We start from the raw sequence: 22,044 nt of genomic DNA on the forward strand, positions 1-22,044 counted from the left end.
CACGCTGTTGAGTTCTCAAGGAACGGACGCTTCCTTCGGACCGCCTTCCAGCGGGCCCTCCGGGCTTCGTTCTTTCGTGTTTCCAGCTTATCAGACGTTTTCCGCTCCGTTTTTCCGGAGTTTCGTTCATCCGATTCCCGCTGGCGGGATTTCCTGCAAACTTCGCTCCGGAGCTTATCAAAGCTTTCGGTCTGCTCAGTCCGAGGGATTTGCTTCGTCGGAGGGCGCGCATTTCGTGAAACGCGCTCGCCTCGATTCGGCGGTGTCGTAGACACTAACGCCCGGGCCTGACCGTTGTCCAGTCAGTCCCAACCGTTCAAACCTACTAGCCCACCCCCACCACGTCAATGGTTTGGCCGGGATGAGAGAAGACTAGCAGGTCAGAGGAGTGTTGATCACATCGCCTCAGGCTGCGACGGGCTGCAGGTCCGCCCGGTCGGACGCGTCCACGTCGCCGAACTCTCCGCCTTCCGCGGCCCTTCGGCCCAGCACCAGGGCGTACAGGAGGAAGGCCACCTCCGCCAGCACGCCGATGGAGATCCGGGCCCAGGTCGGCAGGCCGGACGGGGTGACGAAGGCTTCGAGGACGCCGGAGACCGCCAGGACCGTGGTGAGCCCCATCGACATTCCGATGATCGCGCGGCCCTGTTCCGCCAGGGCCACCGCTCGCGTGCGCGGACCGGGGTCGATGACGGTCCAGCCGAGGCGCAGTCCGAGGCCGCCGGCCACGAAGACCGCGGTCAGCTCCAGCAGCCCGTGCGGGACGAGCAGGCCCAGGAAGGTGTCGAGGCGTCCGGCGGAGGCCATCAGCCCGACGCCGAGGCCGAGGTTCACCACGTTTCCCCACATCACGTAGAGCACCGGGACACCCAGCGCGACCCCGTACAGCAGGCACTGCACGGCGATCCAGGCGTTGTTCGTCCAGACCTGCGCCGCGAAGGAGCTGGCCGGGCGGTCCGAGTAGTACGCCTCGTACTGCCCGCCGGGGCGGGTCAGCTCCCGCAGGCGGTCGGGAGCGATCAGGCTGTTGCGGACCTCCGGGTGGGTGGCCACCCACCACGCGATCAGTGCGGTGGCGAGCAGCGAGAGGATCGCGACCGGCAGCCACCAGCGGCGCACGCGGTAGAGCGCGGCCGGGAAGCTCACCGTGTAGTAGCGGGCGACGTCCTGCCAGCCGTTGGTGCGGGCGCCGGTCACCGCGCTGCGGGCGCGCGAGACCAGGCCGGTCAGCCGGCTGAGCAGTGCCGGGTCCGGCGCCGCGGCCTGGACCTTGGCGAGGTGTCCGGTGGCGCGCTGGTAGAGGGTGACGAGTTCGTCGGCCTCCTCGCCGCTGAGTCGGCGCCTTCGGGCGAGGGCGTCCAGCCGGGCCCACTCCCCCTGGTGGGTGGCGACGAAGACGTCCAGGTCCATTCGGCGGCTCCATGATCGGCGGTGGGCGCGGACGTGCGTGCGCGGGTGGGCGAGCGGGCGGGTACGTACGGACGGACACGTGCGGCCCAGCATGCCAGCAGCGGCCCGGGCCGCGGCCTCCGGGGATCTCACTTCCCGTGCGCCCGCCGGGCCCCGTATGTTTGCGGCTGCGGATCAGACTGCGGAGAGCGGGTCGTGGGGGCCGATCCCGGACGATCCCCTCCCCGGCGCTGCCGCCCTCGGCGGTCCCGGCGTCTGCATGGGCGAGCCGTACGGGGGCTCCAAGAGCGTGAACGGACAGGTGTCTTGAGCGACCTGGTGACGGGTGAGGCGGTCGTCCTCGGCCTGCAGACGGCGAAGCTTCCGAGTCGGGCGCTGGCGGTCGTGCTCGACCTGCTCGTGGAGTTCGCCGCCATGCTGGTGGTCACGGTGCTGCTGAGCCTCCTCCTGGTCGACCTCGACGGCGCCGCGCTGGCCGCGACGATGATCGGTCTGATGGTGTTCTTCCTGGTCGCCGTCCCGGTGATGGTCGAGACGCTCAGCCACGGACGCTCGCTCGGCAAGGCCGCGCTCGGCCTGCGGGTGGTGCGCGCCGACGGCGGGCCGGTGCGGTTCCGGCACTCGCTGGTGCGCGGGCTGGTCGGCTTCTTCGAGCTGATCGCACTGTCCGGCTTCCCCGCGGTGATCACCTCGGCGGTGAACACGGAGGGCCGACGGCTCGGCGACCTCTTCGCCGGGACGGTGGTGGTCCGCGAGCGCACCCCAGGCGGTTCCGCCACTGCGCTGCCGCCGGTGCACCCGCACCTGCTGCAGACGATGGGCCATGAGCTGGTCGCGATGGACCTCTCCGCCGTTCCGGAGCCGCTCTGGCTCGCGGTTCGCCAACTGCTCGGCCGGATAAGCCAGTTGGACCCGGCGGTGATGGTCCGGATGACCTCCCGGCTGGCCGGGGACCTGTCCGACCGGATCGGGCAGCCGATGCCCCCGGGGCTGCACCCGGCGGCGTACCTGGGCGCGGTGCTCACCGAGCGCCAGCGGCGGGAGTGGGTTCGCGCCCAGGAACAGCTGTGGGCGGCCGGCCCGATACCCGGGCAGCCGTTCCCCGGACAGCCGTTCCCCGCGCAGGTGCCCGCTGTTCACCCGGTCTCCGGGCCGGTGACCGGCACGGCCGACGGACGGCCCCTGCGGGTCCTGGGCGTCCCGGCCGCAACCGCACCGACCGCGCCCACGACCGTCCCTGCACCGACCGGCCCGGCACCGACCGCCCCCACCCCGTCGGCCGCGCCGCCCGCCCCACCCGCGCCGCCGACGCCGACCGCCGCCCCCACGGCCCCCTCCTTCGAGAAGTCCGCCGCCGGCACCGGTTTCGCCCCGCCGTCCTGACGTTCCGGGCCTCCCGACGGCCGACGGCAGCACCCGCCCCCGGCTACTCCTCCGCCCCCACCCGCCAGGCGTTCGGCGGCGACTCCAGCTCCTCCAGCTCGACTCCGGCCGCCGACAGCACCACGTCCCCCGCCAGGTGCACGACCTGCTGTTCCCCCGTCTCCAGGTCCGCGACCTGGTACCGCTCGACGAGCAGCGGCCCGGAGTCCGTCCCGTGCGTGTCGACGCCCTCCAGCAGCCACCCCTGGTCGAGGGTGCGCGGCGCCAGCACCGGTTCGGTGAACGCCACCAGCCGCACCCGCGCGCTCGCCCCCTCGCGCAGTCTCAACAGCCGGGCGGTGGCGACCAGGAAGCCCGGGGAGCGGCCGGTGAAGGCGTGCGCCCGGTCGTGCCCCTCCACCGCGTGCTCGCCGGCCGGGTCCGCCGCGGCGGTGCGGACCCAGGCCACCCCGTCCACCGCCCCGCCGCGCACCTGCCAGCCGCCGGCCCGCAGTTCCATCCGCAGCGGCCGGGCCCGCGAGTCCAGCGTCAGGTCGACGCCGCCGATCACCCGGCCGTCCGGCGCGTAGGTCTTGGAGACGTACCGCCACCCGGCCGCCCCGGGCGCGCAGCTGAAGCGCTCCTCGCCGAGCAGGACGTGGTCGTGCGGGTCGTGGAGCGAGTATCGGCCGTTGGGCATGCCCGAAAGCCTACGTGCGCGTCCCGCATGCAACGTTCCCCGGTGGTCCGCGCATTAGGTGGGTGGACGGCACCGGACCGGTGCCGCCGCCATGACGAGAGGGGGTGCAGATGGCGAAGCAGACGCGCGACGAGGAGTTCACGGAGTACGTGGCCTCCAGGAGCGGCTGGCTGCGGAAGGTCGCCTATCTGCTGTGCGGGGACTGGCACCGGGCCGACGACCTGGTCCAGGAGACGATCACCAAGCTGTACGTGAACTGGGCGAGAGCCGGCCGGATGGAGAACCGGGACGGCTACGCCCGCCGGGTCCTGGTGAACACCTTCCTGGCCGAGCAGCGCTCCCCGTGGTGGCGGCGCACCGTGCGGTCGGGGGCCGGCCCGGACACGACGGCGGACGGCGGCGAGCCGGACGCGACCGCCCGCCACGTCGACCTGGACACCGCGCTCGACCTGCGCCGGGCCCTCGCCGCCCTGCCGCCCCGCCAGCGGGCCACGGTGGTGCTCCGCTACTACTGCGACCTGTCGATCGAGCAGGCCGCCGAGGCCCTGGGCTGCTCCTCCGGCAACGTCAAGAGCCAGAGCTCCCGCGCCCTGGACGCGCTGCGCGGCCACCTCGCCCTCCGTCCCACCGTCGCCGAGAGGACGCCATGACCAGCAAGGATCACGACGACCTGGCCACCAGGCTGACGGCCATCGCCGACGGGCCCGCGCCGCCGACGGGCATCGACGCCGGCCGGTCCATCGCCGAGGGCACCACCCGGCTGCGCCGCCGCAGGACCGCCCTGGTCGGCGCCGTGGCCGTCGTCACCGCCGCGGTGATCACGACCACCGCGCTGCTGGCCCCGGGGGGCGGTTCCGCCACCCCCGCCCCACCGGCCGGCCCCACCGCGACCACCTCGCCCTCGCCGTCCGCCTCCGCGGCCCCGACCCCGGTCGGCTTCGACCCGCTGACCACCGAGGTCCACTTCGGCTGGCTGCCCGACTGGGCCCACGGCGAGCGGAGCATCGGCTACGAGACCGGCTACCACGGCATCTACGCCCAGGCCCGCGGCGACGGGGACGACGCCCCGCGGATCCTGCTCTCGCAGTACAAGGCGGGAGAGGAACCGCCGATGACCGACTCGGTCGGCGACAAGTTCGCCAGGGTCGAGGCCGAACCGATCGACGGACGGACGGCCTACTACCTCATCGACGACCCGTCACACCGGGGAGCCCCCCGACAGCCCACGCTGCGCTGGCTGACCGCCTCCGGGCGCTGGGCGGAGATCAGCGGCTACGGCGGCAAGTCCGGCGACGTCACCCAGGAGGTCCTGCACCGGGCCGCCCAGGACGTGAAGTTCGGGAACTGGAAGGTCCCGCTGCCGGTGCAGTTCACCGGCCTGCCGGAGGCGTTCAAGGCCACCGACGTCCAGCTCTCGGTGCCGGACCTGGACGGTGCCGGCGCCTGGAGCCTGTGGCTGATGTTCCAGCTCGACGGCAAGAACGTCTCGGTCAACATGCGCCCCGACGGACCGCGCCCGACCTTCACCAGCACGGACGGCTCGCCCTACACGGACCCGAACCCGCCGCTGGTCACCGTGCAGAACGGGGTGGAGGTCTCCATCGGCGCCGGGGCCGGCATGCCCGCCACCCTGGAACAGCTCGGCGGCCTGCCCTGGTTGCTCGCCCACACCAGGGCCCTCGGTCCTGACCCGAGCACCTGGACCACCGCGGTCGTCCGCTGACCGACCGCCGGAGAACGCCGGTGGCCGGCACCCCGCGCTGCGGGGTGCCGGCCACCGGCGTTCGCGTCACCGCATCAGTAGCGGTACTGCTCCGACTTGTACGGGCCCTCGACCGGAACGCCGATGTAGTCGGCCTGCTCCTGGGTCAGGGTGGTCAGCTTCACGCCCAGCGCGTCGAGGTGCAGGCGGGCGACCTTCTCGTCCAGGTGCTTCGGCAGCACGTAGACGCCGATCGGGTACTGCTCGGTCTTCGTGAACAGCTCGATCTGGGCGATCGTCTGGTTCGCGAAGGAGTTGGACATCACGAAGGACGGGTGGCCGGTCGCGTTGCCCAGGTTCAGCAGGCGGCCTTCGGAGAGCACGATGATGGTGCGGCCGTCGGCCTTGCGCCACTCGTGGACCTGCGGCTTGATCTCGGTCTTCACGACGCCGTCGAGCTTGGCCAGGCCGGCCATGTCGATCTCGTTGTCGAAGTGGCCGATGTTGCCCACGATGGCCTGGTGCTTCATCCGGGCCATGTGGGAGGCCATGATGATGTCCTTGTTGCCGGTGGTGGTGATGAAGATGTCGGCGGTCTCGACCACGTCGTCCAGGGTGGCGACCTGGTAGCCGTCCATCGCCGCCTGGAGCGCGCAGATCGGGTCGATCTCGGTGACGATGACGCGGGCGCCCTGGCCGCGCAGCGACTCGGCGCAGCCCTTGCCGACGTCGCCGTAGCCGCAGACGACGGCGACCTTGCCGCCGATCAGGACGTCGGTGGCGCGGTTGATGCCGTCGATGAGCGAGTGGCGGCAGCCGTACTTGTTGTCGAACTTCGACTTGGTGACCGAGTCGTTGACGTTGATCGCCGGGAACAGCAGCTGGCCGTCACGGTGCATCTCGTACAGGCGGTGGACACCGGTGGTGGTCTCCTCGGTCACGCCCTTGATGGTGGCGGCGACCTCGGTCCACTTGGTCGGGGTGTCCTTGAGAGTGCGGTTGAGCAGCTCCAGGATGATCCGGAACTCGTCGTTGTCCGCGGTGGACGGGTCCGGGGCGGCACCGGCCTTCTCGAACTCGACGCCCTTGTGGATCAGCAGGGTGGCGTCGCCGCCGTCGTCCAGGATCATGTTCGGGGTCTTGCCGTCAGGCCAGGTCAGGGCCTGCTCGGTGCACCACCAGTACTCCTCCAGGGTCTCGCCCTTCCAGGCGAAGACCGGCACGCCCTGCGGGTTCTCCGGGGTGCCCTCCGGGCCGACGGCGATGGCGGCCGCCGCGTGGTCCTGGGTCGAGAAGATGTTGCAGGAGCACCAGCGGACCTCGGCACCGAGCGCCGTCAGGGTCTCGATCAGCACGGCGGTCTGGACCGTCATGTGCAGCGAGCCGGTGATGCGGGCGCCGGCCAGCGGCTGCGACTCGGCGTACTCCGCGCGGATGGACATCAGACCGGGCATCTCGTGCTCGGCCAGCTGGATCTCCTTGCGGCCGAACGGCGCCAGGGAAAGGTCGGCGACCTTGAAGTCACCGGTGATGTCGGTCGACATGCGTCTGCTCCTCGCTGATGGGGGTGGGGCCAAAGGTCCGGGTGTGTGTCGCGCGTGGCGGGCCGTACGGGTGCACGGCTACGCCCGGGCCGCCGGATCCCCGCGGTGGCGGACCGGCTCCCTACTGCGCAGCACAAACCGTCGGAGGACCTCTCTCCCTCGACCGGCGCACACCCTACGGGCACGGACCGCCGATCGACCGCCATCAGCAGCGACGTTCTGGCTCTGGTGACGAATCTACACCGATGGCCCCACCGGCCGTCCGTCGATGACCGATTTCGACCCCGGATGCGACCGGCGCTCAAGCCGGGCCCGAGGCCGCCGGGCGCGGGACCGGTGCGGCCCCGGCGGCGCCGGGCTCAGTGGGCGGCCTGCGGCCCCGGCCCACCGGGCGTGGCGGCCGGGTCCTCGCCGGCCGCGGCCTTCTCCGCGCTGTAGACGTCGGGCTCCAGGTAGATCGCGCGCGCGATCGGCACGGCGGCCCGGACCCGCTCCTCCGCGGCGTCGATCGCCTCCGCCACCCGGGCGGCGCTGTCCTCCGCGTTGACGGCGATCTTGGCGGCGACCAGCAGCTCCTCCGGGCCGAGGTGCAGGGTCCGCATGTGGATCACCCCGGTGACCGAGCGGCCGTCCACCAGCGCCTCGCGGATCCGCCGCACCGAGTCCTTGTCGGCGGACTCGCCGAGCAGCAGCGACTTGGTCTCCAGTGCGAGCACCACGGCGATCACCACCAGCAGGGCCCCGATGCACAGGGTGCCGACGCCGTCCCAGACGCCGTCACCCGTGATCACGGTGAGCGAGACGCCGAACAGCGCGAGCACCAGGCCGATCAGCGCGCCGGTGTCCTCCAGCAGCACGACCGGCAGTTCCGGCGCCTTGGCGGTGCGGATGAACTGCGCCCAGCTCTGACCGCCCTTGACCTTCGCCGACTCGCGCATCGCGGTGAGGAAGGACCAGCCCTCCATCGCGATGGCGAAGACCAGCACGCCGACCGCCCAGGCCCAGGAGTCCAGCGGTTCGGGGTGGTTGACCTTGTGCCAGCCCTCGTAGATCGCGAACAGGCCGCCGACGCTGAACAGCACGATGGCCACCAGGAAGCCGTACACGTAGCGCTCGCGGCCGTACCCGAACGGGTGCTCCTCGTCCGCCGCCCGCCGCGCCCGCTTGCCGCCGACCAGCAGCAGCACCTGGTTGCCCGAGTCGGCCACCGAGTGCACGCCCTCGGCCAGCATCGAGGAGGAGCCGGTGAAACCGAAGGCGGTGAACTTGGCCGCCGCGATCGCCAGATTCGCGGACAGCGCCGCCACCAGTGCCTTGGTGCCGCCTTCGGTACTCATGTTCGGGAAACCTCACGGGGTGTCGGATCGGCGTCGTCGAGCGCCTACCGTACCGGCCGGGCGGCCCGGCCCGGCCGACCGTCTCAGGACTGCGCGGCGGCGAGGCCCAGGTAGACGACCGCGAAGTCGGTCAGCGCGACCAGGTCGGCCAGCGCCTGCAGGGTGTCCGAACGGGCGGTCGCGTACTCGGTCAGCCGGACGTCGTGCGCGGCGGCCAGCCGGTGCGCCCTGGTCACGCCGAAGCTGCGCGGGCCCGCGTCCTCCTCCGGCACCTCGACCGGGCCGTCCTGCTCCTCCGCCGATCCGGCCGGCCCGGGGACGTGCCGCAGCAGCAGGACCTGCAGGTGCAGCGGGTCCGGCTCCTCGACCCGGTCGCGGAAGAAGTCGTCCGGATCGGCGCCGGCGCCCAACTGCCCGGTGAACATGCCGCGGTGGGCGGTCAGCACCTGCGGCAGCGATCCGGCCAGCGCGGGCCGCCCGGCCCGGTCGGCCAGCTGGGCGGCGAAGCGGGTGGCGGCGGCCCCGGCGACCGGGCCCTCGGCCCAGAGCAGCGGGACCGTCCCGGCCAGCCGCGCGGCCAGGCCCTTCGCCGGGTTGGTGTACGCGGCGGCGTCCGGGCGGCAGCGCACGGCGGTGGCGTCCAGCAGGTCGGCGACCCCGGGCAGCGCGTCGTACGGCAGCTGGGTCAGGCCGATCTTCTGGGCGAGCGCCAGCAGCGGGGTGAGGTGCGACCAGAGCGCGGCCGGGTCCTCGGCCGGCAGGTCGGGTTCGGCGGCCGCGGCGGGCGGGCCGTCCTCCGGCAGCACCGAGGTCACGTACGGCAGCGGCAGCGCGCGCACCTGCAGCGCCGCCTCGGCCAGCGGACTGCCGGCCGGGGCGGTCACGACGATCGCGCAGCCCCGCGCGTAGGCCTGCTCGGCGAGGCCGACCAGGCCCTGTTCGCCGCCGTCCGCGGAGCTGATCACCAGCAGGTCGAGCGGGCCGGCCCAGCCGGGCAGCTGCCAGCCGAGCCCGGCGGTGAAGACGGGCGGGGCGCCGGCCCGGTCGGCGCGCGGGGCGGCCGCCTCGGTCGGCGGCAGCGGCACGACCAGGCTGGCGGTGCCGGCCAGCGCGGCCAGCATCTCCGCCGCGGTCAGCGCGCTGCCGTGCCCGGCGACCAGGACGGCGCGCGGACGGCCGTCCGGGCGCAGCCGGTCGAGGCCGGCCGCCTCGGCCTGCCGCAGCGCGGTGCGGACCCGGGCGCCGGCGCCGGCCAGGGCCAGCAGGGCGCGGTCCTGGTCGGCGCGCTGGAGGGCGGCCGGGTCGTCGAGCAGGGTGTCGTCGAGCATGCGGCGGGCCTCCGGCTGCGGTCCTGGACGGCTGTGCGGGTGGGGCTGCGCCCCGGGGACACGCCCCCAGGATCAGGCCGGGCGGCGGGCCTCGTCCACCAGGAGGACCGGAATGCCGTCGCGGACCGGGTACGCGAGGCCGCAGTCCGGGCCGGTGCAGACCAGCTCGGGCCGCTCCTCGGTGCCGCCCTCGGCGAGCGCGGCCCGGCACTGCGGGCAGACCAGGATCTCCAGCAGGAAGGATTCGAGCTTCATGGGGGCTCTCCAAAGTTCGGGGGTGGCACGGAGGTGCCCCGGCCGATAGGCAACCCTACCGGCCGGGGCACCGCGCGCCGGGGTCAGGCGCGTCCGCCCGGGCGGGTCAGCCGCGGACGATGGCGAGCACGCCGTCGCGCAGCTCGGCCATCTTCGCCGGGTCCTTCGCCTCGACGTTCAGGCGCAGCAGCGGCTCGGTGTTGGAGGCGCGCAGGTTGAACCACCAGTCCGGGCCGGCCACGGTCAGGCCGTCCAGCTCGTCCACGGTGGTGCCCTCCAGGCCGGCGTACGCGGCGCGGACGGCGGCGGTGCTGGCGGCCTGGTCGGCGACGGTGCTGTTGATCTCGCCGGAGGCGGCGTAGCGGTCGTACTCGGCGGTGAGCGCGGACAGCGTGCCCGGCTGCCCGCCGAGGGCGGCCAGCACGTGCAGCGCGGCCAGCATGCCGGTGTCGGCGCGCCAGAAGTCGCGGAAGTAGTAGTGCGCGGAGTGCTCGCCGCCGAAGACGGCGTCGGTGACGGCCATCTCCTGCTTGATGAAGGAGTGGCCGACCCGGGTGCGCACCGGCTTGGCGCCCAGCTCGCGGACCACCTCGGGGACGGTCCAGGAGGTGATCAGGTTGTGGATGACCGTCGGCTCGGCCTCGCCGGCGGCCCGGGCGCGGGCGATCTCGCGGGCGGCGACCAGGGCGGTGATCGCGGAGGGGGAGACCGGCTCGCCGCGCTCGTCGACGACGAAGCAGCGGTCGGCGTCGCCGTCGAAGGCCAGGCCGATGTCGGCGCCGACCTCGCGGACCTTGGCCTGCAGGTCGACGATGTTCTTCGGGTCGAGCGGGTTGGCCTCGTGGTTGGGGAAGGTGCCGTCCAGCTCGAAGTACATCGGGACGAGCTCGATCGGCAGGCCGTCGAAGACGGTCGGCACGGTGTGGCCGCCCATGCCGTTGCCGGCGTCCACGGCGACCTTGAGCGGGCGGATCGCGGTGAGGTCGACCAGGCCGAGCAGGTGGTCGGCGTAGCCGCGCAGGGTCTCCTCGGTGGAGAGCGCGCCGGGCTTCACGTCCTTGGCCGGGACGGTGACGGTGTCGTCCTCGCCGGTCCAGGACTCGACCAGCTCGCGGATCTCGGCCAGGCCGGTGTCCTGGCCGACCGGGGCGGCGCCGGCCCGGCACAGCTTGATGCCGTTGTACTGGGCCGGGTTGTGGCTGGCGGTGAACATCGCGCCGGGCAGGTCGAGCTTGCCGCTGGCGTAGTAGAGCTGGTCGGTCGAGCAGAGCCCGATCTGCACCACGTCGGCGCCGTAGGCCGCGGCGCCCTCGGCGAAGGCCAGGCTGAGCGACGGGGAGGAGGGGCGCATGTCGTGGCCGACCACGATCGCGGTCGCGCCGGTGACCTGCACGAACGCGGCACCGAAGGCCCGGGACAGGCTCTCGTCCCACTGGTCCGGGACGACGCCTCGGACGTCGTACGCCTTCACGAGCTGCTTGAGGTCGCGCACTGCGGCTCCACCCTGGTCTCTGTACTGATCACGATACGTCGGGGTCACCACCCGTTCGGTCGACGGGCCGCGGTGACGGTAGACGGGCAGCGTACCCGGGGCCGGACGAACGTCCCGTGCCGGGAGAGGCGTCAGTTGTCGGGCGAGCGCAGGACCCGGAGGTGGCCGCGGCGGCCGGCCTCGGTGGACTCCCCCTCGGGCGCGCGGCCCTGACGGGGGGTCTGCGGGCGGGCGGCCTCGCGCACGGCGTTGGCGAGGGCCTCCAGGTCGTCACTGCTGCGGCGCAGCGGGCCGGCCTCGGCGGCGAGCCGGACGACCTCCCAGCCGCGCGGGGCGGTGAGGCGCTCGGCGTGCTCGGCGCACAGGTCGTAGCAGTGCGGCTCGGCGTAGGTGGCGAGCGGGCCCAGGACGGCGGTGGAGTCCGCGTAGACGTACGTCAGCGTAGCGACGGCCGGCCGGCCGCACGCGGTCCGCGAACAACGACGTACAGAGCTCACGAGGGTGGACGGTACCGCACTCCCCGCCGGGGAGCGAAGACCGCCTGCCCGGAGGGTGTGCCGTGTCGTCCTCCGAGCGCCGGGGCCGTGTCTCGACCGCCCCGGGCGATTCCCCGTCGGAGTGGTCCACTTCCGACCGTCCAAGGACTACTCTCGGCAGTGATATGGACAGCTCCGCACCGCAGTCATCGACAGGCCCCGCGCGCCGCCCCCGGCACCGCGACCGGCACGGCAGGGGGCTGCGCGGCCCGCTGGCGCCGCCGCAGGTGCCGATCTCGCTCACCCGTTCCGAACTGTTCGACGACTACGTGCGCGAGTCGGTGGAACGGCTGGAGCGGCGTTGGCCGCAACTGATCGAGGTGGAGTTCGCCGTCCAGGAGGTGCCGCTGCACGATCCGGACGGCGCCGACGCCGAGGACGGCGTGCCGCTGGGGCGGGTGTCGCCGGGCAAGCAGGGGCACAAGAGTCAGATCGTGGTGTACCGGCGACCGGTGGAGATCCGGGCGAAGACCCGGGAGGACCGCGCGGCGCTGGTGCACGAGATCCTGATCGAGCAGGTCGCCGAGCTGCTGGGGCTCTCGCCGGACGCCATCGACCCGCGCTACGACGAGGAGTGACCCGGGGCGTCGACGAGCAGGGGCGGCACCGGACGGGTGCCGCCCCTTTCCGTCGGCCGGTCAGCGCAGGACGACGCCCGGGTCCTGGGCGGCCTGCGGGACCTTGACGGTGCTGCGGTCGTCGCGCAGCGCCTGGACGGTGAACATCGGCACGTCCTTGGCCGGCAGGGAGAGCATCCGGGCCGCGACCACCGGGCCGCCGGAGACCGTCTCGACGGTGAGCGCGAAGACGCCGTTCAGTCCGGCGGGCTCGGGCGCCGGGAGGGCGACGGTACCGCCCGCCGGGATCTGCACCTCCTTGGTGGCGGGGGTGCCGCCGCCGCTGCCGGCCGAGGCGGTGACCCGGACGGTGGCGGCCTCGCCGGCCGAGGTCAGGTAGAGCGTCGAGGCGCCGGCCCGGTTGTCGGCGACGGTGGCGCGGGCGCCGACCGGGTTGGTCCCGGCGAGCCAGGCCGCGTCCGTCTTGCCGTTGGCCGCCGCCCGGTCGATCCGCAGCCCGGCCACGATCGGGGTCGGGTGCTTGTCGTCGCTGGGCGACAGCCGCAGCCCGGCGACCTCCTCACGGGTGACCTTGCCGAGGTCGACGGCGGCCACCATGCCCGCCTTGACGTGGATCGACTCGTTGCCGGCCGGGGTGAACCAGCCGTTCTTGCCGGAGAGCTGGATCTTCAGGTCGGCGTCGTCCTCCGGCGGTGCCCAGACCACCAGGCGGGCGGACGCGGTGTCCGCGGGCAGGCCGGGCATCACCTGGGTGGCGGCCGGGGCGGCGGAGGCCGGGATCCAGTCGGCGCCCTTGTTGCCGTCGGCGGCGTGCAGGGCGGCGCCGATCCGGCCGGAGCGGACCACCACGTGCACGGCGAGGTCGGTGACGGCGCCCTTGGTGAGGGTGGACAGCAGGACGGACTGGGAGCTGCCGGGGGCGACGGTGAGGCCGTTGGCGGCGTCGTTGTCGATCAGGCCCTTGTCGCCGTACAGCTTGATGTCGACCACGGCGGCGGACGGCTCGGTGTTGACCAGGCTGAGGTAGTCGACCCGGTCGCCGGCCGTGCTGGCGCCGGCGAACCAGAAGCCGGTGCCGGCCGGGGTGCAGGTGAGGCCGGACAGGCCGAGGCCGCGCTGCTCGGTGACGACGGTGGTCTGGGTGACGGTGAAGCCCGGGGCGAGGGCGCCGGTGGCGACGGCGCCGGTGCCGGGCGCGGTGTCGCCGTTGGCCGCCGGGCCGGTGGCCGGGGTACCGGGCTTGGCCAGGGTCAGCCGCGCGTCCGCGGGCGCCGCGTTCTTGTCCTGGGCAGCGGCGCCCGGCGCGCCCGAGCCGGTCGGGGCGGGGGTGGCCGGCGGGGTGGCCGGCGGGCTCGCCGCGGCCGAGGGGGTGCCGGAGGGCTGGGCGGCGGGCACCGCGGGCGCGGCCGCGTCGGCGAGCCAGCCGGCGCCGCCGGTGGCGGAGCCCGACCCGGGCGGGGTGTAGGCGCTGAGCGTGGTCGAGCCGGTCAGGCCCTGCAGCGGCTGCGGGCAGACCGCCGCCGTCCGCTCGACCTGCGCGGTGGTCGGGGCCGCCGCGCCGTCGGCCTTGGCCGGGGCGGCCGGCTGGCGCACCTGGGCGATCCCGAACACCGCCGCGAGCACCACGGCCGCGGCGAGCAGGGACTGCGTGGTCTTCGTCCCCCCGGCCTGTCCGGCGAACCGGCCGGGCCGGTCGGCCGCGGCGGGCGCGGCCGACTCCGTCGGGTACCCGGCCTCGACGGGCTCGGGAGCCTCGTCGGCGCCGGACTTCTTCCTGAATGCGGGCTTCTTCATCGCGGGTCAGCTCCCCGATCCGGGCTGGTGCGGGTACCGGCCGGTGCCGTTGGGGTCGTTCGGGTCGTAGTACGGGTCGGCCTGCTGCTGCCCCGGCAGCCAGGGCTGCTGGTGCTCCGGCTGGTACGGCTCGTAGCCGTACGGCTGCTGCTCCTGCTGGTAGGACTCGTAGCCGTGCTGCTCGTAGCCCTGCTGGGAGTGCGGCTGCTGCTCGTAGCCGTGCTGGGGGTGGGCCTGCTGCTGGGACCCCCAGTCGCCCTGGCCGCCGTACGGCGCGGCCACCGGCTGCTGGGCCGCGTACTGGTCGTAGCTGTACGGATCGGCCTGCTGGTAGGTCTGGTACGGGTCGGTGTACGGCTCGGCCTCCTGGACGGCGGCGGCCGCCTGGACCGCCTCCGTCACCGGCTCCCCGGCCGGCTGTGCCGGGACGGCTCCCGGCCGGCCGTCGTACACCCCGGACTCGTCGGCGCCGGGCTCGCCCTCGCCGCGCTCGGCCATCCGGCGGGCCCGGCGGCTGCCGGGGGCGGGGGCCTGTGCCTGGGCGGCGGCGGCCAGCGCGGCGGCGGCGACCACCTCCTCGGGCAGGTCGTCGTCCTTGTGGCTGCGGCGGCCGGGCAGGGCCAGCACCAGGATGGTCAGGCCGAGCAGCACCTGGGCCCAGATCCAGCCGGTGTGGGCCAGACCGCTCTCCCGGGTGACGGTGAGCTTGCCGCCGCCGGCCGGGAGATTGAAGCCCTGCGCCCAGCCGTCCACCGTGGTGGGCTCCAGCGCGGTGCCGTCCAGGGTGGCCTTCCACTCGGGGGCGGCGGTCTCGGCGAGCCGCAGCACCCGGCCGTCCGGACCGGCCGGGACGGTGGTCGCGAGGTCGCGGACGCCGGAGGGGACGACCACCGGCTTGGCGCCGGGGCCGGTGATCACCGCGCGGACCGCGGGGGCGCCGCTGACCTGCCAGAGCGCGCTGCCGTTGTCCTGGTTGGCCTTGACCAGCCCGGGGGTGGTGTCCAGGACGTCCTTGAAGACGTCGATCACCGGCTGCTGGACCAGCACGTAGGCGATGCCGTAGCCGGCCAGCGCGGTGGCCTGGTCGGCGCCGGAGCCGGCCAGCAGGCTGCCGACCGCCTTGTTCAGGTCGCCCTGGGTGCCGGTCGCCGGGTCCACGGTGGACTCGGCCTGGCCGAGCGTCAGCCCGGCGCCGCGCAGCACGGTGTAGCGGACGGCGCCGCCGGTCTTCTCCCCGGTGACGACCAGGGTGCGGGCCCGGTCGGTGGTGCCGGCCTCCTCGGCGATGAAGGCGGGCACCTGGCCGGCCTCGGCGCGGTGCAGCGGCTTGCCGGCGCCGGTCAGCGCCCACCACAGGCCGGTGCCCAGCGGGGCCAGCACGGCCGCGGCCACCACCAGGGCGGCCACCGGCTGGCGCCAGCCGAACGCGATCCCGGCCACGCGGGCGTTGGCGCCGTCGGCGCCGATCGCGGCCGCGGCCAGCAGGGCGATCCCGGCGAGCAGGGTGGCCGGGCCGGCCCAGGCGGGCACCGCCTGGCCCCCGGAGGCCGGGGTGACGGAGGTGCCCGCCACCACGACCGAGAAGACCAGGCCGGCCCCGGCCGCACCCCAGGCGGCGAGCACCGCGCGGCGGCGGTCGGCGCGCAGCAGCGCGGCGAGCGCGGCCAGCACGACACCGGCGGACAGCCAGACCGGCGGCACACCGGCGCCGCCCGGGTTGACCAGCAGCAGGCCGGCCGCGCTCGCACCGGTGCCGTGCAGGCCGGGCAGCCCGGCCTCCAGCAGCAGCCACTGCGGGTGCGACAGCACCTTCAGCGACCACGGGGCCAGCACGCCGACCGGGACCGCGAGGATCACCAGGACGCGCAGGCCGAGCAGCCGCAGCGCCGCACCGCCGGAGCCGAAGGCACCGCCGCGCAGCACCGCGACGACCAGCGTCGCCAGGCAGAGCGGCACCGCGAGGGCCCAGGTCAGCGGGACGAAGGCGGTGGCCAGGGTGAGCAGCAGGACGGCCATCCAGACCGGCCGCCAGCCCGGGCGGGCGCCCTTGGCGGCGCTCTCGTCCCGGATGCCGAGGCCGGCCGCGATCGCGGCGGCGCGGGCCAGCGGCGGCAGCAGCACGGCGAGGACGGCGGTGCCGATCCGGCCCTGGGCGAGCGCCCCGGTCGCGGCGGGCAGCAGCGCGTAGGTGGCACTGGCCCAGGCCCGGACCAGCTTGGAGTCCAGCAGCGGCCGGGACACCAGGTAGGCGCTGACCGCGGACAGCGGGACGGTGAGCACGACGAGCAGGGTGAGCGCGAGGTCGGCGTGGCCGAACAGCAGCCAGGAGAGGGCGGCGAGCACGCCGAGGTACGGCGGTGCGGCGGCGGTGGAGCCGGTGCCGAGCGGGTGCCAGGCGTCCGCGTACATGGACCAGAGGCCGCCCGCGCCGTCGGAGGCGGGCAGCAGCGCGCCGCCGAACAGCTCGCCGCTGCCGAACAGGTCGCGGCAGGCGACCAGGGCGAACACCAGCAGCGCGGCGAACAGCACCGGCGCCGGGCGCCGGGCGAGCTTCTTGATCAGCGCGAACTGCTCGACGACCAGGTCCTCGGCGTCCTCGTCGCCGCCGGCCTCGGCCGAGCCGTGCCGGCCGACGGAGTCGTCGCCGCCCCCTATCCCGAGCGAGCCGATGACGCCCTCGACGGCCAGCCGGGTGGTGGCACCGGGCGCCGGGAAGAGCGTGCGGTCGTCCAGGGCGTCCGCCGTCCTGGTCCGGGAGCGGCGTTTGCGGGCGGCCAACAGCCGTGGGAACCGGACGAGTTCGTGGCCGAGGCCGGCGAGTTCGTCGAAGGCCTGGCGCGGGTCCTTGCCGAGCAGGTTGGTGACGGCCCGCACCAGGGTGCCGAGCACCAGCCGCAGCAGGACGTACGGGAACAGCGCGCCCCGGCAGTTGGCGAGCAGGGTGTAGACGGCGCCGGCCTTGTCCACCCGGTGCGGGTGGGAGGCGCCGCAGTCGATGGCGCGCCGCTCGCGGCTGGCCGCCTCGGCGTGCCGCAGCACGGCGTCGGGGGCGATGACGACGCGGTGGCCGGCGGCGTTGACCCGCCAGCAGAAGTCGGTGTCGTCCCGCATCAGCGGGAGGGCCTTGTCGAAGCCGCCGAGTTCCTCGAAGACGTCCCGGCGCACCAGCATGCCGGCGCTGGAGACGGCGAGCACCGGGCGGACCTGGTCGTGCTGGCCCTGGTCCTGCTCACGCCGGTCGAGGCCGGTCCAGCGCCGCCCGGAGCGGGCGATCGTCACGCCGACCTCGAGGAGCTGGCGGCGGTCGTACCAGCTGCGCAGCTTGGGGCCGACCACCGCGGCGCTGGGGGTGGAGTCGGCGACCTGGAGCAGACGGCGCAGCGCGTCGGTCTGCGGCTCGCAGTCGTCGTGCAGCAGCCAGAGCCACTCGACCGGCTCGGTCTCGCGCGGGCCGCCGCGGCCGAGGTCGTCCTCCTGGGCGAGCGGGTCGCCGAAGTCGTCCCAGCCGCCGGTGACCGGGTCGTAGCCGGAGGGGTCGAGCCGGTACGGCAGGTCCTCCGGGCGCAGCGGCGGGCTGTTGAAGACGGCCTCGGCGACGGCGGTGCCGAAGCCCGCCCGACGGCCGAGGACGAGCGGACCGCTCTCCGGCAGCCAGTCGGCGAGGGTGTCCGCGAGCAGCTGCGGCGAGTTGTCGGTGGAGCCGGTGTCGACCGCGAGGACGCGCTGGACCTGGCGGTCCTGGCCGAGCAGGCCGGCCAGCGCCTGCGGGAGCCAGCGGGCGCCGTCGTGCGAGACGATCACCGCGGTGACCAGGTGGCGCGGGTAGGCGGGCGGCCGGGAAGCGGTGAAGCCGCTCTGGTGGCTGTAGACGGTCATCGAGTGCGCGGGCCCCAGTTCTCGGTGGACACAGCCGGTGAACGGCAACCGGATGGCGCACCACACTAACGGCTCCTGGTGGACGGTTCGTCCGGGGTGCCGGTGCGGAGACGGTGAAGGAGGGGCCCGGGCGGCGGCCGGGAGGGGCCGGCAGGAGCCGGGAACACGAAAGCGCCCCACCACCACGGTGAGGCGCCCGTACAGCTGTGCGATTGTCCGACGTTGTCGTCGTCGGAAGGTCAGCGGGAGTCGGGGGCCGCCCGCTCAGACCACGCTTCAGACCGCGCTCTTCTTGAGCCGGCGGCGCTCGCGCTCGGACAGGCCGCCCCAGATGCCGAAGCGCTCGTCATTGGCGAGGGCGTACTCCAGGCACTCGGAGCGGACCTCGCAGGCGAGGCAGACCTTCTTGGCCTCGCGGGTCGAGCCGCCCTTCTCGGGGAAGAAGGACTCCGGGTCGGTCTGGGCGCACAACGCGCGCTCCTGCCAGCCGAGTTCCTCCTCGTCCTCCGCGATGCCGTCCCCGATCAACAGCTCAAAGAGCTCGCTCATGTGGCGCGCCTCCTCTGCCCCTACTTGGCGTCCCCGTGGTTGCCGTTGCCTCGTGCGGCTGACGACACGAGTGAAATTACAGTTGCGTCACTCTGGCCCAGTCAAGCCGAGCTCTGGTATTGGGGCCAGGATTCACTCCCCGGCACCAAGCCGTTACGAATAGTGTACATATCCGGACACAACGGACCTTTTGCCTCAAGGCCCTGAACAGCGCCGAACCGTCCGCAACCATTCGCCAGGTGACGCTCGGTCACCGCCACAGGCCGGTCATCGGCCTGCCTTCCCGGCGATCTTCCCATCGAAACATAGAGAGTGATGAATCACCCCATCAGGGAAAGATCCGGACCTAATCCACTCGAATGCCGCATCGATCGGTTTGACACCGGCCGCACGGATGCGGTGTCCTTTTCCCTATGTCAGAGTTCGCCAGCCCCCGGAGCGGTTCCACGCTTCGCCGTGCCGTGAACTCTTGTTGTCGCCTCTGTTCCTGCTGTATCTAGGCGCCCGCGTCCCACCGCGCGCCGCCCCCAGGAAGCACAGAGGCCGCCCGCGATTCCCGCCCCAGGACATCCCGGATCCGGCTGATCCCGACGAACCAGCCGACTCATCCGAGGACGACTCCCGTGCGCATGATCCGCATCCGCAAGCGGAACCGCGACCGCAACAAGCTCGCCCGCCTGGGCCTCGCCCCCGCCCGTACCGTCCGCCCGGCGGACCGCCGCCGCTGGGCGGACGGGCTCAGCGACGTCTCCATCGCCGGCGACCCGCTCGCCTTCCCGCACCTCGCCCGCACCGACCTGCCGAGCCACCCCACCACCGTCGCCGAGTACGCCCGGCTGGTCCGCGAGATCGCCGCCGACCGCGCCCGCTGGGAACCGCTGGTCCGCTACGACGCGCTGACCCGCTGGTACGCCCGGCTGGAGACCGGCCCCGGCTACGAGGTCTGGCTGCTCAGCTGGCTGCCCGGCCAGAGCAGCGGCTTCCACGACCACGGCGACTCCTCCGGCGTGATGACCGTCGTCCGGGGCGAGCTCAACGAGCGCTCCCTCACCGGCACCGGCGAGGACGCCCGGACCCTCAAGCCCGGCGGGCAGCGGGTGTTCTCCCCCGGGTACCTGCACGAGGTGGTCAACGGCGCGCTCGAACCCGCCGTCTCCATCCACCTCTACACCCCCGGCCTCACCGCGATGAACCAGTACGGCGCCGCCGCCGTCCCCGAGCAGCACCCGGAGCCGCAGGCGCGGGCCGGGGCGCACCGATCGCTGGGCTGACGGGCAGTCGGGCCGTGGCAGGATGAGCCCCATGCGCATCGTGGCACTGGCAGGCGGAATCGGCGGGGCGCGCTTCCTGCGCGGACTCCTCGCGGCGGTCGGCCCTCAGGACGAGATCACCGTCATCGGCAACACCGGCGACGACATCCACCTCTACGGGCTCAAGGTCTGCCCCGACCTCGACACCGTGATGTACACCCTCGGCGGCGGCATCCACGAGGAACAGGGCTGGGGCCGGACCGACGAGACCTGGTCGATCAAGGCCGAGATGAAGGAGTACGGCGTCGGCCCGGAGTGGTTCGGGCTCGGCGACCGGGACTTCGCCACCCACCTCGTCCGCAGCCAGATGCTCACCGCCGGGTACAGCCTCAGCCAGGTCACCGAGGCGCTGTGCGTGCGCTGGAAGCCCGGCGTGCGGCTGCTGCCGATGAGCGACGACCGGGTCGAGACCCACGTGCGGATCACCGACGAGCAGGGCACCCGGGCGGTCCACTTCCAGGAGTACTGGGTCAAGCTGCACGCCGCCGTGGACGCCGAGGCGATCATCCCGGTCGGCGCGGACACCGCCAAGCCCGCCCCCGGCGTGCTGGAGGCGATCGCCGAGGCCGACGTCATCCTCTTCCCGCCGTCCAACCCGGTCGTCTCGATCGGCAGCATCCTCGCCGTCCCCGGCATCCGGGAGGCCGTCGCGGCCGCCCCGGCGCCGGTCGTCGGGCTCTCCCCGATCATCGGCGGGGCGCCGGTGCGCGGCATGGCCGACAAGGTCCTCGCCGCCGTCGGCGTCGAGGCCACCGCGGAGGCGGTCGCGCTGAACTACGGCTCCGCGCTCATCGACGGCTGGCTGGTCGACACCGCCGACGAGGCGTCGGTCGCCGCCGTCGAGGGCGCCGGGATCGCCTGCCGGGCCGTCCCGCTGCTGATGACCGACGTCGAGGCCACCGCCGAGATGGCGCGGGCGGCGCTGGCGCTGGCCGAGCAGGTCCGCGCGTGACGCTGGAGATCCTGGGCGTCGAGGGCATCCCCGAGATCGACGCGGGGGCCGACCTCGGCGCGCTCATCGCCAAGGCGGGGACGTACCAGGACGGCGACATCCTGCTGGTCACCTCGAAGATCGTCAGCAAGGCCGAGGGCCGGCTGCTGCACGCCGCCGACCGCGAGGCCGCGATCGACGCCGAGACCGTCCGGCTGGTCGCCCGGCGCGGGCCGGTCCGGATCGTCGAGAACCGCAACGGCTTCGTCATGGCCGCCGCCGGGGTCGACGCCTCCAACACCCCCGGCGGCACCGTGCTGCTGCTGCCCGAGGACCCGGACGCCTCGGCGCGCGAGCTGCGGGCCCGGATCCAGCGGCTGACCGGCCGTCGGCTGGCCGTCGTCGTCACCGACACCTTCGGCCGCCCCTGGCGCAACGGGCTCACCGACGTGGCGATCGGCGCCGCCGGGCTCCAGGTGCTGGAGGACCACCGCGGCCGCACCGACAGCCACGGCAACCGGCTGGAGATGACCGTCACCGCGACCGCCGACGAGCTCGCCGCCGCCGCCGACCTGGTCAAGGGCAAGGCCAGCGGCGTACCGGTGGCGGTCGTGCGCGGGCTCGGGCACCTGGTCACCGACGAGGACGGCGCCGGCGCCCGGCCGCTGGTCCGGCCCTCCGAGGACGACATGTTCCGGCTCGGCACCTCCGAGGCCCTGCGCCAGGCCGTCACCCTGCGGCGCACCGTCCGCTCCTTCACCGCCGAACCGGTCGACCCGGCCGCCGTCCGCCGCGCCGTCGCGGCCGCCGTGACCGCGCCCGCCCCGCACCACACCACCCCGTGGCGGTTCGTCCTGCTGGAGTCTCCCGAGACCCGCACCCGGCTGCTCGACGCGATGCTCGCCGCCTGGCGGCGCGACCTGCGCGAGCTCGACGGCTGGGACGACGCCAGGATCGCCCGCCGCACCGCCCGCGGTGACGTCCTGCGCGACGCGCCGTACCTGGTGGTGCCCTGCCTGGTGACGGACGGCTCGCACGACTACCCCGACGCCCGGCGGGCCGGGGCCGAACGGGAGATGTTCACCGTCGCGGCCGGCGCCGCCGTGCAGAACCTGCTGGTCGCCCTCACCGGCGAGGGCTACGGCTCCGCCTGGGTCTCGTCCACCATGTTCTGCCGCGACACCGTCCGCGCCGCGCTGGACCTGCCCGACGGCTGGGACCCGATGGGCGCCGTCGCCGTCGGCCGCCCCGCCGAGGCACCCCGCGAACGCCCGGAACGCGACGCGGCCGCCTTCATCGAGGTGCGGTAACCGCCACCCCCGACGCCCTCCGCCGCCCTC

The 22,044-nt window shown here is 74.0% G+C and carries 18 protein-coding genes; 7 read left to right on the forward strand and 11 right to left on the reverse strand.

Annotated features, from left to right (window positions below; translation table 11 throughout):
* Positions 1-405 precede the first annotated feature (405 nt).
* Entirely contained in the window at positions 406-1,410 is a 1,005-nt protein-coding gene (locus tag ACIRD3_RS38335; protein WP_402226189.1) for a stage II sporulation protein M, read from the reverse strand.
* Positions 1,411-1,716: 306 nt separating this feature from the next.
* Between ACIRD3_RS38335 and ACIRD3_RS38340 the strand changes: the two genes are divergently transcribed.
* Positions 1,717-2,793, forward strand: a complete 1,077-nt coding sequence (locus tag ACIRD3_RS38340; protein WP_402226192.1) for an RDD family protein — start codon at positions 1,717-1,719, stop codon at positions 2,791-2,793.
* Positions 2,794-2,836: 43 nt separating this feature from the next.
* Here the strand turns inward: ACIRD3_RS38340 and ACIRD3_RS38345 are convergent, their stop codons facing one another.
* Positions 2,837-3,472 (reverse strand): hypothetical protein, encoded by a 636-nt coding sequence (locus tag ACIRD3_RS38345; protein ID WP_402226194.1) that lies wholly within the window; start codon positions 3,470-3,472, stop codon positions 2,837-2,839.
* 110 nt (positions 3,473-3,582) lie between these two features.
* Here ACIRD3_RS38345 and ACIRD3_RS38350 point away from each other — a divergent pair, with 110 nt between their 5' ends.
* Entirely contained in the window at positions 3,583-4,122 is a 540-nt protein-coding gene (locus ACIRD3_RS38350; protein WP_402226197.1) for a SigE family RNA polymerase sigma factor, read from the forward strand.
* A complete protein-coding gene (locus ACIRD3_RS38355) occupies positions 4,119-5,195 on the forward strand; it encodes a hypothetical protein (RefSeq protein WP_402226199.1) in 1,077 nt (358 codons plus the stop codon). The genes ACIRD3_RS38350 and ACIRD3_RS38355 overlap by 4 nt, the downstream gene beginning before the upstream one ends.
* 74 nt (positions 5,196-5,269) lie before the next feature.
* On the opposite strand, the gene ahcY is transcribed toward ACIRD3_RS38355, so the two are convergent.
* The 6 genes from ahcY to ACIRD3_RS38385 form a co-directional block, all read right to left on the reverse strand.
* Positions 5,270-6,718, reverse strand: coding sequence for an adenosylhomocysteinase (gene ahcY / locus ACIRD3_RS38360; RefSeq protein WP_402226202.1), 1,449 nt, complete (start codon positions 6,716-6,718; stop codon positions 5,270-5,272).
* Between the two features lie 359 nt (positions 6,719-7,077).
* Positions 7,078-8,055 carry a cation diffusion facilitator family transporter gene (locus ACIRD3_RS38365; RefSeq protein WP_402226204.1) on the reverse strand — a complete coding sequence of 326 codons (978 nt, stop codon included), beginning with the start codon at positions 8,053-8,055 and terminating at the stop codon, positions 7,078-7,080.
* Between the two features lie 83 nt (positions 8,056-8,138).
* Complete coding sequence (locus ACIRD3_RS38370; protein ID WP_402226206.1) at positions 8,139-9,383, reverse strand: SIS domain-containing protein; 1,245 nt, start codon at positions 9,381-9,383, stop codon at positions 8,139-8,141.
* Positions 9,384-9,455: 72 nt separating this feature from the next.
* A complete protein-coding gene (locus ACIRD3_RS38375; RefSeq protein WP_402226209.1) occupies positions 9,456-9,638 on the reverse strand; it encodes a Trm112 family protein in 183 nt (60 codons plus the stop codon).
* A gap of 106 nt (positions 9,639-9,744) precedes the next feature.
* Entirely contained in the window at positions 9,745-11,130 is a 1,386-nt protein-coding gene (locus ACIRD3_RS38380) for a phosphomannomutase/phosphoglucomutase (protein WP_402226212.1), read from the reverse strand.
* Between the two features lie 131 nt (positions 11,131-11,261).
* Positions 11,262-11,627 (reverse strand): DUF3499 domain-containing protein, encoded by a 366-nt coding sequence (locus ACIRD3_RS38385; RefSeq protein WP_030245497.1) that lies wholly within the window; start codon positions 11,625-11,627, stop codon positions 11,262-11,264.
* 164 nt (positions 11,628-11,791) lie between these two features.
* Here ACIRD3_RS38385 and ACIRD3_RS38390 point away from each other — a divergent pair, with 164 nt between their 5' ends.
* The gene (locus ACIRD3_RS38390; protein WP_402226215.1) at positions 11,792-12,244 is read left to right on the forward strand and encodes a metallopeptidase family protein; all 453 of its coding nucleotides are present in this window, start codon (positions 11,792-11,794) and stop codon (positions 12,242-12,244) included.
* A gap of 60 nt (positions 12,245-12,304) precedes the next feature.
* On the opposite strand, the gene ACIRD3_RS38395 is transcribed toward ACIRD3_RS38390, so the two are convergent.
* The 3 genes from ACIRD3_RS38395 to ACIRD3_RS38405 all read right to left on the reverse strand — a co-directional run bounded on the left by ACIRD3_RS38395 (position 12,305) and on the right by ACIRD3_RS38405 (position 18,463).
* Entirely contained in the window at positions 12,305-14,038 is a 1,734-nt protein-coding gene (locus ACIRD3_RS38395) for a DUF5719 family protein (RefSeq protein WP_402226217.1), read from the reverse strand.
* 6 nt (positions 14,039-14,044) lie between these two features.
* Positions 14,045-17,914, reverse strand: coding sequence for a glycosyltransferase (locus ACIRD3_RS38400; RefSeq protein ID WP_402226220.1), 3,870 nt, complete (start codon positions 17,912-17,914; stop codon positions 14,045-14,047).
* 276 nt (positions 17,915-18,190) lie between these two features.
* On the reverse strand, positions 18,191-18,463 hold the full coding sequence (locus ACIRD3_RS38405) for a WhiB family transcriptional regulator (RefSeq protein ID WP_030062195.1): 273 nt from the start codon (positions 18,461-18,463) through the stop codon (positions 18,191-18,193).
* Between the two features lie 623 nt (positions 18,464-19,086).
* On the opposite strand from ACIRD3_RS38405, the gene ACIRD3_RS38410 reads away from it, so the two are divergent.
* Genes ACIRD3_RS38410 through ACIRD3_RS38420 form a run of 3 tightly spaced genes read left to right on the forward strand, consistent with a single transcriptional unit; the run spans position 19,087 to position 22,014 of the window.
* Positions 19,087-19,734 carry a cysteine dioxygenase gene (locus tag ACIRD3_RS38410; RefSeq protein ID WP_402226224.1) on the forward strand — a complete coding sequence of 216 codons (648 nt, stop codon included), beginning with the start codon at positions 19,087-19,089 and terminating at the stop codon, positions 19,732-19,734.
* Positions 19,735-19,765: 31 nt separating this feature from the next.
* Positions 19,766-20,725 carry a 2-phospho-L-lactate transferase gene (gene cofD / locus ACIRD3_RS38415; RefSeq protein WP_402226227.1) on the forward strand — a complete coding sequence of 320 codons (960 nt, stop codon included), beginning with the start codon at positions 19,766-19,768 and terminating at the stop codon, positions 20,723-20,725.
* Positions 20,722-22,014 carry a coenzyme F420-0:L-glutamate ligase gene (locus tag ACIRD3_RS38420; protein WP_402226230.1) on the forward strand — a complete coding sequence of 431 codons (1,293 nt, stop codon included), beginning with the start codon at positions 20,722-20,724 and terminating at the stop codon, positions 22,012-22,014. Before cofD ends, ACIRD3_RS38420 begins: the two co-directional genes overlap by 4 nt.
* Positions 22,015-22,044 lie beyond the last annotated feature (30 nt).

Source organism: Kitasatospora sp. NPDC093550 (assembly GCF_044764985.1).
In the GTDB taxonomy this organism is placed as follows: domain Bacteria; phylum Actinomycetota; class Actinomycetes; order Streptomycetales; family Streptomycetaceae; genus Kitasatospora.